The 14,383-nt window shown below is 69.4% G+C and carries 15 protein-coding genes and 1 pseudogene; 7 read left to right on the top strand and 9 right to left on the bottom strand.

What is annotated here, in order from left to right; genetic code table 11:
* Positions 1–87: 87 nt before the first annotated feature.
* Positions 88–2,094 carry a thioredoxin domain-containing protein gene (locus tag CCN37_RS05095; RefSeq protein ID WP_086819478.1) on the bottom strand — a complete coding sequence of 669 codons (2,007 nt, stop codon included), beginning with the start codon at positions 2,092–2,094 and terminating at the stop codon, positions 88–90.
* 114 nt (positions 2,095–2,208) lie between these two features.
* Between CCN37_RS05095 and CCN37_RS05090 the strand changes: the two are divergent.
* Positions 2,209–2,925: pseudogene (locus CCN37_RS05090) on the top strand (metallophosphoesterase); the annotation flags it as partial.
* 23 nt (positions 2,926–2,948) lie between these two features.
* On the opposite strand, the gene CCN37_RS05085 reads toward CCN37_RS05090, so the two are convergent.
* Both CCN37_RS05085 and mca read right to left on the bottom strand, forming a co-directional pair.
* Complete coding sequence (locus CCN37_RS05085) at positions 2,949–3,209, bottom strand: hypothetical protein (protein ID WP_086819476.1); 261 nt, start codon at positions 3,207–3,209, stop codon at positions 2,949–2,951.
* Positions 3,206–4,087, bottom strand: coding sequence for a mycothiol conjugate amidase Mca (gene mca, locus CCN37_RS05080; protein ID WP_086819475.1), 882 nt, complete (start codon positions 4,085–4,087; stop codon positions 3,206–3,208). The genes CCN37_RS05085 and mca overlap by 4 nt, the downstream gene beginning before the upstream one ends.
* Positions 4,088–4,285: 198 nt before the next feature.
* On the opposite strand from mca, the gene CCN37_RS05075 reads away from it, so the two are divergent.
* The 4 genes from CCN37_RS05075 (at position 4,286) to CCN37_RS05060 (ending at position 6,060) form a co-directional block, all read left to right on the top strand.
* Positions 4,286–4,669, top strand: a complete 384-nt coding sequence (locus tag CCN37_RS05075) for a DUF4307 domain-containing protein (RefSeq protein ID WP_086819552.1) — start codon at positions 4,286–4,288, stop codon at positions 4,667–4,669.
* Between the two features lie 179 nt (positions 4,670–4,848).
* A complete protein-coding gene (greA, locus tag CCN37_RS05070; RefSeq protein ID WP_086819474.1) occupies positions 4,849–5,346 on the top strand; it encodes a transcription elongation factor GreA in 498 nt (165 codons plus the stop codon).
* 112 nt (positions 5,347–5,458) lie between these two features.
* Positions 5,459–5,743: a hypothetical protein gene (locus CCN37_RS05065; protein WP_086819473.1), complete on the top strand. Its 285-nt coding sequence runs from the start codon at positions 5,459–5,461 to the stop codon at positions 5,741–5,743.
* On the top strand, positions 5,740–6,060 hold the full coding sequence (locus tag CCN37_RS05060) for a type II toxin-antitoxin system PemK/MazF family toxin (protein WP_086819472.1): 321 nt from the start codon (positions 5,740–5,742) through the stop codon (positions 6,058–6,060). The genes CCN37_RS05065 and CCN37_RS05060 overlap by 4 nt, the downstream gene beginning before the upstream one ends.
* Positions 6,061–6,070: 10 nt before the next feature.
* Here the strand turns inward: CCN37_RS05060 and CCN37_RS05055 are convergent, their stop codons facing one another.
* Positions 6,071–6,547: an Lrp/AsnC family transcriptional regulator gene (locus CCN37_RS05055; RefSeq protein ID WP_086819551.1), complete on the bottom strand. Its 477-nt coding sequence runs from the start codon at positions 6,545–6,547 to the stop codon at positions 6,071–6,073.
* Between the two features lie 166 nt (positions 6,548–6,713).
* Between CCN37_RS05055 and hppD the strand changes: the two genes are divergently transcribed.
* Complete coding sequence (gene hppD / locus CCN37_RS05050; protein ID WP_086819471.1) at positions 6,714–7,913, top strand: 4-hydroxyphenylpyruvate dioxygenase; 1,200 nt, start codon at positions 6,714–6,716, stop codon at positions 7,911–7,913.
* A gap of 50 nt (positions 7,914–7,963) precedes the next feature.
* Here the strand turns inward: hppD and CCN37_RS05045 are convergent, their stop codons facing one another.
* The 5 genes from CCN37_RS05045 to ilvA form a co-directional block, all read right to left on the bottom strand.
* Complete coding sequence (locus CCN37_RS05045) at positions 7,964–8,875, bottom strand: nucleotidyl transferase AbiEii/AbiGii toxin family protein (RefSeq protein WP_086819470.1); 912 nt, start codon at positions 8,873–8,875, stop codon at positions 7,964–7,966.
* Positions 8,872–9,312: a hypothetical protein gene (locus CCN37_RS05040; RefSeq protein WP_246842815.1), complete on the bottom strand. Its 441-nt coding sequence runs from the start codon at positions 9,310–9,312 to the stop codon at positions 8,872–8,874. Before CCN37_RS05040 ends, CCN37_RS05045 begins: the two co-directional genes overlap by 4 nt.
* A gap of 191 nt (positions 9,313–9,503) precedes the next feature.
* Positions 9,504–10,622, bottom strand: a complete 1,119-nt coding sequence (locus CCN37_RS05035) for an MFS transporter (protein ID WP_086819468.1) — start codon at positions 10,620–10,622, stop codon at positions 9,504–9,506.
* Positions 10,573–12,651, bottom strand: a complete 2,079-nt coding sequence (locus tag CCN37_RS05030) for an MMPL family transporter (RefSeq protein WP_086819467.1) — start codon at positions 12,649–12,651, stop codon at positions 10,573–10,575. Before CCN37_RS05030 ends, CCN37_RS05035 begins: the two co-directional genes overlap by 50 nt.
* Before the next feature lie 111 nt (positions 12,652–12,762).
* The gene (gene ilvA, locus CCN37_RS05025) at positions 12,763–13,974 is read right to left on the bottom strand and encodes a threonine ammonia-lyase (protein ID WP_086819466.1); all 1,212 of its coding nucleotides are present in this window, start codon (positions 13,972–13,974) and stop codon (positions 12,763–12,765) included.
* 115 nt (positions 13,975–14,089) lie between these two features.
* Here ilvA and CCN37_RS05020 point away from each other — a divergent pair, with 115 nt between their 5' ends.
* Complete coding sequence (locus CCN37_RS05020; RefSeq protein WP_210407874.1) at positions 14,090–14,344, top strand: hypothetical protein; 255 nt, start codon at positions 14,090–14,092, stop codon at positions 14,342–14,344.
* Positions 14,345–14,383: the final 39 nt, after the last annotated feature.

Below are 14,383 nucleotides of genomic sequence, written 5' to 3'. Positions count from 1 at the left end.
TACACCTCTACAAACGTAACACCGGATGCACCTGTTCCCGAGCATGAAAAACGCCCCCGGGCGGCCCCGGGGGCGTTCGGAAGATCGCTACGCCAAGGCGCTCGTCACCTCATCAACGCTGTTCACGGGCCTGTCGCAGACGTAGCCACGGCACACGTAAGCCGCAGGAGCGCCGTCCACCAGCGGCCTGTTCGCCAACAGCGGACCGCCGTCCGGCTCCCCCACGAGCAGCAACGCGCCGCCCGGCAACGCGCTCAGCGCCGCCCGCGCCAGCTCCTGCCGTCGCTCGTCGCCCGCGTCACCGACGATCGCGACCTGGAGCGGTCCGCGCTCCCGCGCCTCCGCCACCGCGAGCCACCACCCGGCGAAGCGCGGCGCGCGGGCGGCCAACAAACCGGCGCGAGCGATCGAGTGCTCCGCAGCGTCCCGGTACCGCGCCGCACGATCGGCTCCGGCCAGCGCGGAAGCCGCCAGCAGCGCACTGGCGAGCGAGGAACTGCCGCACGGGCTCGCGTTGTCGGAGACATCGGAGGGTCGGCGGACCAGCTTCTCCGCGTCGTCGGCCGTGTCGTAGAAGACGCCGATGTTCGCCGGATCAGCGAAGTGCTCAAGCGCCGTGTCGAGCAGGTGCGTCGCGATGTGCAGCCACTTGGGCGTGGTCGTCGCTTGGTACAGCGCGAGCAGGCCCTCCGCGAGGCAGCCGTAGTCCTCCAGGACCCCCGCCGCACGGCCAGCGACTCCGTCGCGCGAACTCCGCAGCAGCCGACCATCCACGTAATGCTTGCTCAGCAACAGATCCGCGGTGGACACGGCCGCTTCGATCCACTGTGGACGGTCAAGCGCGGCGCCCGCGTCGGCCAGTGCGGCGATCGCCATGCCGTTCCACGCCGTCACCACCTTGTCATCGCGACCCGGTTGCGGGCGCCCGGCGCGAGCACCGAGCAGCTGGGCGCGCACGCGCTCCCACCGCTCGTCGTCATCGGGATTCTCGCGCAGCTGGAGCGTGGACATGCCGTCCTCGAAGGTCCCCTCATCGGTGACCTCCAACAGTTGAGCCGCCCAGGAACCGTCTTCCTCGCCAAGGACTTCGGTCAGCTGGGCGGGAGTCCAGGCGTAGGTGAGCCCTTCGACGCCGTCGGTGTCCGCGTCAAGCGAGGCCGCGAAACCGCCCTCCGGTGTCAGCATCTCGCCGATCAGGAACTCGGCCGTCTCCGTAGCGACCCTGCGCGCGAGCGAGGAACCCGTGCGACGGGCCAGGTGCGCATACCCGCGAAGCAGCAAAGCGTTGTCGTACAACATCTTCTCGAAGTGCGGCACCACCCACGAAGCGTCAACGCTGTAGCGCGCGAAACCACCGGCGAGCTGGTCGTACATGCCGCCGCGGGCCATCGCTTCGAAGCTGTCCTCGGCCATGGTCAGCGCCTCGACCGAGCCCGTGCGCTCGTGGTGGCGCAGCAGGAACTCCAGCACCATCGACGGCGGGAACTTCGGCGCACCAACGAAACCACCGTTGCTCGCGTCGAAGTCCGTCATCAACCGCGACACCGCTCCGGAGAGCACCGTTTCGTCCACAGTGGACACAGGAAGCGGCGAGGCCTGTTCGGTGAGCTGGGCGACGATGCGCGTTGCGGCCTCGCGGACCTCGTCACCGCGCTCGCGCCACGCCTCGCCGACCGCGGTGAGCAGCTGCGCGAACGACGGCATGCCTTGGCGCGGCGCGGGCGGGTAGTAGGTGCCGCAGTGGAAGGGCTCGCCGCCCGGGGTGAGGAAGCACGTCATGGGCCAGCCGCCGTGGCCGGTCATGGCCTGCGTTGCCTCCATGTAGACCGCGTCGACGTCGGGGCGCTCCTCGCGGTCGACCTTCACGTTGACGAAGTTCGCGTTCATCAGCTCGGCGGTGGCCTCGTCCTCGAAGGACTCGTGCGCCATCACGTGGCACCAGTGGCACGCCGCGTACCCCACGGACAGCAGCACCGGCACGTCGCGGCGGCGCGCTTCGGCGAAGGCCTCCTCGCCCCAGGGCCACCAGTCCACGGGGTTGTCGGCGTGCTGCAACAGGTACGGACTGGTGGATTCGGCGAGCCGGTTCGGCATCGGCGTCCCTTCGCTGCTGGGCCGGAACTGTTGGGCCGGAACTGTCTGGATACCCGTTTTGGCACAGTAGCGACCATGACCCAGTCCTCCAGGATCGTCCGCCCCGAAGAGCGCGGCCCCTTCGACGTGATCGGCGACGTGCACGGCTGCCAGGAGGAGCTGCTCGCGCTGTTGGAGGCGCTGGGCTACGAGGTGGTCCACGACGCGAAGGGCCGCCCCGTCGACGCCTCGCACCCCGCGGGCCGCAAGGCGGTGTTCGTCGGCGACCTGGTGGACCGCGGCCCGGACACCCCGGGCGTGCTGCGCCTGACGATGGGCATGGTCGACGCCGGGAACGCACTGGTGGTGTGCGGCAACCACGACCTGAAGCTGGCCCGGGCGCTGCGCGGCGACAAGGTCACGGCACGGCACGGGCTCGCCGAGTCCCTGGAACAGCTGGCCAAGCACTCCGAGGGTTTTCGCGAGCGCGCGCTGGACTTCCTGCTCGACCTGCCCGTGCACCTGGTGCTCGACGACGATCGGCTGGTGATCGCCCACGCGGGACTGCCGGAGCGGCTGCACGGCGTGGAGTCCGGCCGTGCCAAGTCGTTCGCGCTCTACGGGGACACCACCGGCGAGACCGACGCCAACGGGCTGCCGGTGCGCCTGCCGTGGGCGGAGCAGTACCGGGGTGCGGCCATGGTGCTCTACGGCCACACCCCGGTCACCGAGGCGAAGTGGGTCAACAACGCGATGTGCCTGGACACCGGCTGCGTCTTCGGCGGCAAGCTCACCGCGTTCCGCTACCCCGAGCAGGAGATCGTCGACATCACCGCGCGCCGGGTCTGGTACCGGCACGCGGTGTACGGCGCGCTCTACTGAGCCTGCTTGTCCTCGCCCGCGACGGCCTCGGCCTTGACGGGCTCAGCGGCATCGGGCTTGTCGAAGCTGGCGGGGAGCTTGCGCAGGTGCTTGTTCATCGACCTGGCCAGGAAGGCCACGGCGACGAAGAACAGGATCAGCAGCAGCAGACCGACCGGGGCCGCCTTGCCGAAGTCCTCGCCCCGGCCGCCCGGGTCGTCCGGCTGGGGTGGCGCCTGAGCGACCAGCGCCACGGTGTTGTCGTAACCAGTCACGCACTGACCTTCTCATGCACCCCGGAGAACAGGTCGTCCTCGGGCAGCGTGGTGTCCACCAGCGAGCGCGCCAGCTCGTACTCCTCGGTCGACCACAGCTCCCGCTCCAGCTCGCGCGGCATGGCGAACCAGCGGCTGGTCGGGTCGATCTGGGTGGCGTGGGCGATCAGCGCGTCGTCGCGCTGCTGGAAGTACGCGCCGCATTCGACCTGCGTGGTCACCCGCTCCATCACGTCCGGGGCGTCGGAGCCCCAGCGCTCCAGCCACTCCCCGTACGGCGACTCGCCGTTCTCGGCGAGCAGGGCCTCGTGGAACTTGGTCATCTTCGCCCGCGAGAAGCCGTGCGAGTAGTACAGCTTCAGCGGCTGCCAGGGCGCTCCGGCGTCCGGGAAGCGGTCCGGGTCGCCCGCCGCGTCGAAGGCGGCGACGGAGACCTCGTGGCAGCGGATGTGGTCCGGGTGCGGGTAGCCGCCGTTCTCGTCGTAGGTGATCACCACGTGCGGCCGGAACTCGCGCACCACGCGGACCAGCTCCTCGGTGGAGACCTCCAGCGGGACCAGCGCGAAGCAGTCCTCCGGCAGCGGGGGCAGCGGGTCGCCCTCCGGGAAGCCCGAGTCGATGAAGCCCAGCCAGCGGTGCTGGACGCCCAGGATCTCGGCGGCGCGGGCCATCTCGCCCCTGCGCACCTCGCCCATGTTGGCCTCGACCTCGGGGCTCTCCATCGCGGGGTTGAGGATGCTGCCCCGCTCGCCGCCGGTGCAGGTGACCACCATCACCTCGTGCCCCTCGGCGACGTAGCGCGCCGTGGTGGCCGCGCCCTTGCTCGATTCGTCGTCCGGGTGCGCGTGCACCGTCATCAGACGCAGCTTCTCGGCCATAGGTAGCTGTGGTCCCTCCTGCTCACAGTCGTCGGCGGGGGCCACACGGGAACGTGGGCACCCTCCGGGGATACTCAACTCCGACGAACGGGTCCATTGTTCCTAACGGGACTGACAATCTTGGCGCGGGGAGGCCGGTCCGAGGTGAGTGATCAGGCACTTCCGCAGGGGCGCTACGGCGGCGACCGGGACCGCCGGATGTCGCGCAGGACCCGGATCTCACTGCTCGCGTTCTTCCTGTCACTGGGCGTGGCCGCGACGGTGATCGGCTTCCTGAACCTCGGCACCCAGCCGATCAGCACCGAGCGGACCGCCTTCACGGTCGTCGACGACGCCAACGTCAAGATCGACTTTCAGGTGGTCCGCGACGAGCCGGACCGGGCCGCCGTGTGCGTCGTGCGGGCCCGCTCCGGCGACGGGGACGAGGTCGGCCGGAAAGAGGTCTACGTGCCGCCGGCACGAGATCTTTCTGTGCGAACAACGGTTATCCGCACTTCGAAACGACCCGTTACCGGTGAGGTATTCGGGTGCACATACCAGGTTCCGGAGTATCTGGCACCCACCCCACGGCCAAGTGGGTGAACTGGGATAACGAGCACCCCGCGACCCGGAAAACACGGGCGTCGGAGGGCCCTTCCGTGCTACCCTCTGGCGATGGCACGGCCTCTTTCGCGAGGCCGTGTTTTTCCGTTCTCGCCCACAAGCCTTAGGGCGGGAATGCTGCCGGCCGCACATCCGTGGGGCCCGGGAGGAGACGAGGAGTGGTAACCGTGACCGAGACCCCGGTGACTTGGCTGACCCAAGACGCGCACGACAGGCTCAAGCAGGAGCTTGACGAGCACATCGCCAGGCGCCCGGTGATCGCCGCGGAGATCAACGCCCGCCGGGAGGAGGGCGACCTCAAGGAGAACGGTGGCTACCACGCCGCCCGCGAGGAGCAGGGCCAGCTGGAGGCGCGCATCCGCCAGCTCCAGGAGCTGCTGCGCAGCGCCAAGGTGGGCGAGGCGCCGAGCGACTCCGGGGTCGTGCAGCCCGGCATGGTGCTGACCGTGCGCTACGAGGGCGACGACGAGACCGAGACCTTCCTGCTGGGCGCCCGCGAGGAGGGCTCGCACGGCGGGCTGGAGACCTACTCGCCGAACTCGCCGCTGGGCAAGGCGCTGCTCGGCGCCAAGAAGGGCGAGACCCGCGAGTACGAGCTGCCCAACGGCAACAAGGCCGCGGTCACCCTGACCTCCGTGAAGCCCTACACGGGCTGAACGCGCTGACGCGAGACCCGGTCGCAGCCGCGGCCGGGTCTTTTGCGTGTCAGGGGCCGACTCACGATGCAGTGCCGCCACGTGCACCACATTGTGGTGCTAATCTTGGTGCATGACGAAGCGCATGTCGATCTCCCTCAGCGAACAGGACGCGGAGACGATCGAGGTCGCACGCGACTCCTCCAACTTCGAGTTACTCGCCAAGGCAGTCGCTCCACTGGGTATCACCCTCACCGAGGACGCCTCGGAGGCGGCCGTTCTGCGAGCCTTGATGCACCTCGGCGCGGTGCGACTCCAGGAGCAGGCGCTCGAACGCGGCTACGCCGAACTCGCCGAGGTCTGGGATGAGGTCAGCGACGTCTCCGAGGCTCGCGCGCGGCGACGAGGTGGACAGTGAGCGCCCCCGTACTCCGCGGGCAGATCTACTGGTCCGACATCGGCTTCGGCAAGAAACCCTGGCTGGTGGTCTCCAACAATCTGCGTAACAGGGCGATCCCCAGTTTGCTGGCCGTTCGCATCACCACGACCGCCAAGAACGTCGGGTTGCCGACGTTCGTCCCGCTCTCGGCGTCCGATCCGATGGTCGGCGTGATCAACGTGGACGACCTCCAGCAGCTCTCCCACGAAGAACTGGGCGAACAGACCGGAGCCGTCAGCCCGCAGACCCTGATGAAGGTCAACGCCGCACTGAAGGTCGCGCTCGCCCTTCCCTGAGACGAGCGTGTCAGGAGCCGGCGAGCAGGCGTTCCAGCAGCGGTCGCACGCGCGGCGCGATCGGCGTGGACAGCGCTATGGCGGTGGAGGTGCGCTGCACCCCGTTCGCCCCGACGACCTCGTCGATGACCCGCTGGAGGTCGTCGTTGTCGCGCGCCACCATGCGCACCAGCAGATCGCCCTGGCCGGTGGTGGCGTGCACCTCGCAGACCTCGTCGATGGCGGTGAGCCGCTCGGCCACCTCCTGCCTGCGGCCCTGGGCGATCTCCAGGATGGCGAAGGCCGTCAGCCCGTAGCCCATCGCGGCCAGGTCCAGCGCGGGCGGGAAGCCGCCGAGCACGCCGCGGCGCACCAACCGGTCCAGCCGCGCCTGCACGGTCCCCCGCGCCACCCCGAGCCGCCGCGAGCACTCCAGCACGCCCAGCCGGGGCTCGTCGGTCAGCAGGAGCAGCAGCCGCGCGTCCAACGCGTCGAGCGGGTCCTCCACGATCGGCTCAGTCATGACGACTCCTCCAGGGCAGGCTGCTCGATCTGGCGGCCGTTTCCTTGATCATACTGGGCAATCTGCACAGCGAATTGACTGACTGTTGCTCACAGTGTCCTGCGCACGCATCCTCGGATCACCGAACTGACCGCCGAGCCGAGGAGGGGCCATGACCGAGACTCTCGACCAGGGCAAGCCCATGGACGACGTGAGCTTCGACCAGCTGCGCCAGTTGGTCGGCCTGGTGGACTACGACTCCTCCAGCGACCCGTTCCCGGTCAAGTCGATGGACGCGGTGGTCTTCGTGGTGGGCAACGCCACCCAGACCGCGCTCTTCTACCAGACCGCGTTCGGCATGGAGCAGATCGCGTACTCGGGCCCCGAGACCGGCAACCGCGGCCACAAGTCCTACGTGCTGAAATCCGGCTCGGCGCGCTTCGTCATCAACGGCGGGGTCGCTCCGGACAGCCCGCTGCTGGACCACCACCGCGCGCACGGCGACGGCGTGGTGGACCTCGCGCTGGAGGTCGGCGACGTCGACCGCTGCGTGGAGCACGCGCGGTCCCAGGGCGCGACGGTCCTCGACGAGCCGTACGACGTCTCCGACGAGCACGGCACCGTGCGCATGGCGGCCATCGCCGCCTACGGCGAGACCCGGCACACACTGATCGACCGCTCCCGCTACACCGGCCCGTACCTGCCCGGCTACGTGGCCAGGGCGGGCGCCTACCGCAAGCCGGAGGGCGCGCCGAAGCGGCTGTTCCAGGCGGTCGACCACTGCGTCGGCAACGTCGAGCTCGGCAAGATGGACTACTGGGTCGAGTTCTACAACCGCGTCATGGGCTTCGTGAACATGGCCGAGTTCATCGGCGACGACATCGCCACCGACTACTCCGCCCTGATGAGCAAGGTCGTGGCGAACGGCAACCACCGGGTCAAGTTCCCGCTGAACGAGCCCGCGGTGGCGCAGCGCAAGTCGCAGATCGACGAGTACCTGGAGTTCTACGGCGGCGCCGGGTGCCAGCACATCGCGCTCGCCACCAACGACATCCTGTCCACTGTGGACGCCATGCGCGCGGCGGGCGTGGAGTTCCTGGACACCCCGGACTCCTACTACGACGACCCGGAGCTGCGCGCCCGCATCGGCGAGGTCCGCGTGCCGATCGAGGAGCTGAAGAGCCGCAAGATCCTGGTGGACCGGGACGAGGACGGTTACCTGCTGCAGATCTTCACCAAGCCGACCGGTGACCGGCCGACGGTGTTCTACGAGATGATCGAGCGCCACGGCTCGCTCGGCTTCGGCAAGGGCAACTTCAAGGCCCTGTTCGAGGCCATCGAGCGCGAGCAGGAGCGTCGCGGGAACCTCTGACGCTGGCTGGACGCGGGCCCGCACCACTCACTGCATGGCGCTGGCCCGCGTCACGTCGGCTGTTCCCAGCCGGTCGTTGGCGACCACGTACTGCCTTCCGGCTGTCTCTCCACGAGCGGATCGACGAAACCGAGTGCGGCGTCGACAACCTCGCGGAAGTCCTCAGGCAGATGAGCACCGTCCGCCCCAAGACGCTTCCGGAAGGCGCGGTAAGCCGAAGCGCGCAGTTCCGCCAGGGAACCGACGACATCGCTGAGCGGTCGCGGTTCGACGCCGCGATGGGATGTCGTCGCGTCGAAGGCCGCCCGAACCGACGCGTAGCTCAGCGAATGTTTCGTCATGAGCGTGTAGAGGTCCGCGTAGTCCCGCACTCGGGTGTTCGCCTCCCCGAGGGCGATCGCAGTGCTCACCTTTTCTGCGATCACCGTCTCGATGGGGTATCCGAGGACGGGGATGCCCGGCTCTCCCGGGCGTTGGGCCGGCAGCGTTAGTTCTCGTGCGCCGGGTGTCACGGGGTCGCCGAAGTTGATGTCAAGCTTGAGCTTCACCACTGCGCCTCCGAGCGAGCAGGACATCGTGAGGCGCACACCCGCGTAGAGGTTGTCCTCTCGGATGGCCTGGGAGACAAGGGTTTCGGTCAGGAATTCGACCCCGTCATCCTCGTCGGGCACGACGCGGGCGATCTCGCGCACTCGTTCGAGCACCACTACTTGGTCATTGACCATGTTCCGCGCGAGCAGGTCAATGTCGGCGGTCGGCCGACGTGCTCCGAGAACCGCGAGAAGCACTCCTCCCTTGAGCACGAACGTCCCGGCGCGCGGCGATACCGCGAGCCGAGCGAGCCAGCGTTCGAGCACGTAGAGGGTGAACAGTTCCTGGGTGGCCCGCCCTTCCCGGCGGGCCCTGTTCTGGAGATCGAGGTAGGCACGCCCACCGGGCGTCTTCTTGGTCGGACGGTTCACTCAGCGATCACCACGTCCAGAGCGGAGCGCACAGGGCCCAACACGTGCAGCGCCCGGGCGATGCGCAGCAGTTCGCCGGGTCTGGCCCCAGCACGGGAGGTGTAGCGACGAAGCGCGGTGTAGGCGAGTGACTCGCCTAGCCGGGAACGCAACCTCATCATGTCGACGACGGTGCGTTCCGGCCCGTAGACCCGCACGTCCTCCCCCGGCGCCGCCTCGACCATCGTCAGCCCGAGTTCGAACGTCGCCCCCGCGAACCGGAAGACCTCCACCGGCGGCTGGCTGATGACTGGTGGCCGGGCGTGCCGGGGAACAGCGAACTGCACGGCCACAGGGATCTCGTCGGTCAGGTCGTGGACCGCCAGCGCGGAAACGCAACACACGATCGCGCCTGGTGCACGGTGGGCGAGCGCGAGCAGGTCCGGCATGGTCGGCACAGGCGCATCGTTCCGGCGGAAAACACCACGGGAAAGCTCGATGATCTGACCGCGGTCTCGTAAGTCGTAAATGTCTCTCGGGTGCAGTCCACCATCACGAGCCTCCTGGGTCGTGAAGGTGTTGGGCAGGTCGGACGCAGCCACGGACATGGATAGAAGTGTAGCCACCCTTGTCAAACCTGGCGACACTTCTATCCACGCCGCAGTGCGAGCGCGATCAGGACAGCGAGCCCCGCGGTGGCCAGCAGGACGCCGGTGAAGCCGATGAGGTCGGCGCCGACGCCCGCGAGCAGGGGCGCGATCATCAGGCCGCTGGTGTACGCGACGCTGTACAACGCGTAGGCCGCGCCGTACGCGGGCGGCGACTGCGCGTCGGCCAGCTCGGCGATCAGTGTCAGCGTGGGCGCGAGGACGAACTGACCGCCGACGGCGACCACGGTGAGCCCAACTCCGGTCAACCACAACGATCCCGCGACCGCGACGACGATCAGCCCGGCGGCGGCGATGGCGGCGCCACCGAGGGCGAGCGCGGCGCGTGGCAGACGGTCGGCCAAGCTCCCGGCGACGGGCGCGGCGAACGCGCACACCAGCGTGGCGATGCCGAACAGCAGGCCGATCGTGGTCGGCGATGCTCCGAAACCCTGCACGACGCGCAGCGGGAGAACGGCTTCGAGGAAGGCGATCAGCCCGGCGCCGAGCGCGGTGACACCGAACAGAGCGGGCGTCGCGGAGTGGCGCCAGACCTTCGACGAAGCCTCTAGAACCGATTTTTCCTCCTGCACAAGGAAAATCCGCAGCACTCCGTCGATGAAGGCCAGGGCCGCGGCACAGAGGAACGGCGCGCTGGTGCCGAAGGAGTCGGCGAGCAGACCGCCGACGATCGGGCCCAGGAGGACGCCGACGCTCATGCAGGACAAGGCGATTCCCATGACCTTGCCGCGCTCTTCGGGCTCGTGCGTCGCGGCGATGAGCGCGAGGCCCGCCGTCCACGAGACCGCGGCGGCGACGCCTTGCAGGGCACGAGCGAGGAGCATCCCGGTGAAGGTCTGCGCGAAGGCGAACAGCAGCGTGGCGGCGGCGAGCCCGAAAAGCCCGACCAGCATGGGCTTTCTGGTGCCGATCCGGTCGACGGCCCTGCCGACGAGGGGTGTCGCGATCAGCATGGTGGCCGCGTAGACCGCGAACAGCACGCCGATCTGGGTGGGTGAGGTCCCGGCGATGCGGGGCAGGACGGGGATGGCGACGCCGTAGGCGAACATGTCAGTGGCGATCGCGACCGACGCGACGGCGGTCGCTGAGGACTTCTTCACTGGGTTCCTTGATTCCGAGCCGGGAATGCACCCGGCGGAGCACGGGTGGGGCCCACCAGTTGGCGCGGCCCGCGATCTTCATGAAGGCGGGGACGAGCACGCCCCGCACGAGAACCGCGTCGACGAAGACCGCGAGGAACAGACCGAGCCCCAAGAGCTTGAGCACGGACATCTCCGAGGTCACCAACGCGAGCAGCACCACTCCGATGAGCAGCGCGGCCGAACTGATCACCGAGCCGGTCCTCGCGAGTCCGGCCACGACGGCGCGCTCGTTGTCGCCGGTCGCCGCGTACTCCTCGCGAATCCGGGCGAGGAGGAAGACCTCGTAGTCCATGGACAGCCCGAAGGCGACGCAGAACATCAGCACCGGCACGGTCACGTCCAGGTAGCCCGTCGCCGTGAAGTCGCCAACGAGCCAGGCGAGGTGGCCGTCCTGGAAGACGAAGACCATCGCGCCGAAGCTCGCAGTGAGGCTCAACGCGCCGAACACCAACGCTTTCACCGCTACGAGCAGGCCGCCGGTGAACAGGAACAGCAGCACGAACATCGCTGCGCAGATCAGCGCCAGCGCGTAGGGCACGCGCTCGGCGATCACGTCTTTCGTGTGCGCGAAGGCAACTGAAGGGCCGGTGCGGAGCACTTCGCCCGTGGCGGGGCGGATCTCGGAAAGCTTGCGCGCCAGACGTTCTCCCCCAGCGGAGTACGGGGGCACGGACAAGGCGATCGAGACGCGGTGCACGCCGCCGCGCGATTCGATGTCCACTTTGGACACTTCATGCTCGCTGCCGAGCGCTGCGTACGGAGCCGGGTCAGCACCCCCGACGAGCACGGCGGTCAGCGGGTCGAAGGAGCCTTGGCCGAACTCGCGCTCAATGGCGGCAGCAGTGGTCCGGACCGGGCTGTCCGGAGGCAGGATGCGCTCGTCGGTGAGGCCGAACTTCGCGTGCCCGAAGGGAGTCGCCAGCACCAGCAGGCCGAGCACGACGGGCACCGCCCACCGCAGGGGCCGACGCATGATCAGCTCGGCGAGCCTGCCCCAGACCGGCCCCTTCGCCGAGCGCGGCAGGAACCGCGAGAGGTCGCCGTGCTCCAACCACCGTCCACAGAGGACGATGAGCGCCGGGAGAACCGTGACCGAGGTCAGCCCGGCGATCATGACGACCGGGATCGCCGCGATCGCCAGCGAGCTGAGGAAGTACAGCGGGAAGATCAGCAACGCGCTCACCGAGATGGCCACGGTGAGCGCCGAGAACAGCACCGTCCGCGCGGCCGAGCGCACGTCGCCGTCCTCCCGGTGGCGGACGAGGACGAAGAGGCTGTAGTCGATCGCCAGGCCGAAGCCGAGCAGCGTGGTGATGTTCAGCGCGAAGGTGGAGACCTCGGTGAACTCGGCGACGACGCGCAGCACCGCCATCGTCGACACCACGGAGACCACTCCGACCGCGAACGGCAGCGACGCGGCCAGCGGAGTCCTGAACACCAACAGCAGCACCAGGAGGATCACCGGGGCCGCGATCAGCTCGGCGGTCACCAGGTCCGTGTCGCCCTGGTCGAGCGCTTCCGCGTTGCCCGGAGCCTCCCCGGTCGCCGCGATCGCCAGCGGGCCGTGGCGCCCGGTGAAGTCCCGCACGATCTGCCGCGCGGTGCGCTGCGCCGCGTTCTCGTCGCCGCCGAGGCGCAGCGCCACGATCGCCGAGCCGCCGTTCGCCGCCCTGAGCCGAGGATCGCCCGTGTCCCAGTACGACTGGGCCGAGACCACGCCGGGCAGGGCTTTGAGGTGGCGGGTCAACTCGATCCCCGCTTGGCCGACCGCGGGCTCGTCGACCGCCGCCGTGACGTGCAGCAGCATGTTCGGCCGCTGCACGCCGAAGGTCTCGCGCAGCACCCGCTCCGCGCGCTCGGACTCCTCGGAGGTCGCCACGTACCCGCCGTTGGCGAGGTGCCCGGCCACGTCCGCGCCGATCCACGCGGCGAGGCCGACCCCGAGGGCGGCCAGCAGCACGATCAGGCGCGCACGGCTCTTCGACATGCCCGACAGTTAACATACACACGCGCATGTATGTCAATCACCGCAGCTCAAGCCCATGGGCGCGCCCCACGCCCGATCACGAAAGTCCCGTTTGGGCTTGAACGACGGTGGTCAGAGTTGGCGGGAGACGGTGTAGCCGACCTGGCGGAGCGTGGTCACGACCTGCTGGCAGTGCTCGGCGCCGCGGGTCTCCAGGTTCAGCGCCACGACGACCTCGCCGAGGGCCAGCGCCCCGGAGACGCGCGTGTGCTCGACGTCGAGCACGTTGGCGCCGAGCGCGCCGATCCTGGTCAGCAGCGCGCCGAGCGAGCCGGGCTTGTCGGGCACGCGCACGCGCAGCGACAGGTACCGGCCCGCCGCGTTCAGGCCGTGCTGGATGACGTGCAGCAGCAGCAACGGGTCGACGTTGCCGCCGGAGAGGACCACGGCGACCGGGCCGGGGAAGCGCCCCGGGTGGTCGAGCACGGCCGCCATCGCCGCCGCACCGGCAGGCTCGACGACGAGCTTCTGGCGCTCCAGGCACATCAGCAGCGCCCGCGACAGGGACTCCTCGCTGACCGTGAGGATGTCGTCGACCAGCTCGGACACGTGCGCGAAGGTCACCTCGCCGGGGATGCCGACCGCGATGCCGTCGGCGATGGTGTGCATCTCCGGCAGCTTCAGCGGGGAGCCGTGGGCCAGCGACGGCGGCCAGGTCGCCGCCTGCTCCGCCTGCACGCCGATCACCCGGCAGTCCGGCTTGATCGCCTTCACCGCCGCGGCCACCCCGCCGACGAGGCCACCGCCGCCGCAGCCGACGAGGATCGTCCGGACCTCGGGCAGCTGCTCCAGGATCTCCAGCCCGATGGTGCCCTGCCCGGCGATCACGTCGGTGTGGTCGAAGGGGTGGATGAACTCGGCGCCGGTCTTCTCCGCGAACAGCTTCGCCTCGTGCAGCGCCTCGTCCACGGTCGCGCCGTGCAGGTGCACCTCGGCGCCGTACGAGCGCGTCGCGGCGAGCTTGGGCAGCGGCGCCCCGGTCGGCATGTAGACGGTCGCCTGGCAGCCGAGCAGCGACGCCGCGAGCGCGACGCCCTGCGCGTGGTTGCCCGCGCTGGCCGCGACCACCCCCTTCGCGCGCTGCTCCTCGGAGAGCCCGTGAATGCGCACGTAGGCGCCCCTGAGCTTGAACGAGCCGGTGCGCTGGAGGTTCTCGCACTTGAGGTACACCGGCGTTCCGTGCAGCCGCTCCAGCACGCCGGAGAGCTCAAGCGGGGTGTGCCGAACCACGCCCGCCAGCAACTTCCGCGCCGCGTGGATGCGGTCGAGACTGACCAGCTCCATGCCGGGAGATCCTGCCAGGCCTTCGGCACTCCGGGACACGGCTCGGCGGGGCGGGTACCCTGATCCGCAGGCCCGATCGTGGCCGAGAAGACCCTGGAGCGAGCAGATGGCCCACATGACGCGCAGCGGTGGGGCGCTCTCCCTGATCGCGGCGCTGGCCGCGGCGGGAGCGCTGACGTTCACCGCGGTGTACACCGTCGTGCAGACGGGCTGCGCCGATCAGGGGGAGATCGTCCAGCGCGGTTCGGTGCTGGAACTCGTCGGCGGCTGCGTGGAACACGGCGATCTGCCGGTGGGTCCGCAGCAGCCGAAGAACGCGGGCTCCGAGCAGGCCGAGGGCAAGCACACGCCCGGCAAGATCCGCCCCTGACGCACGCACGACGAAGGGCGCCCACCGATCGCGGTGGGC

It is taken from the genome of Allokutzneria sp. NRRL B-24872 (genome assembly GCF_002155965.1).
GTDB lineage: Bacteria > Actinomycetota > Actinomycetes > Mycobacteriales > Pseudonocardiaceae > Allokutzneria.
The sequence above is the reverse complement of the archived record's forward strand: the minus strand, read 5'-3'. Positions and strand labels throughout refer to the sequence as shown.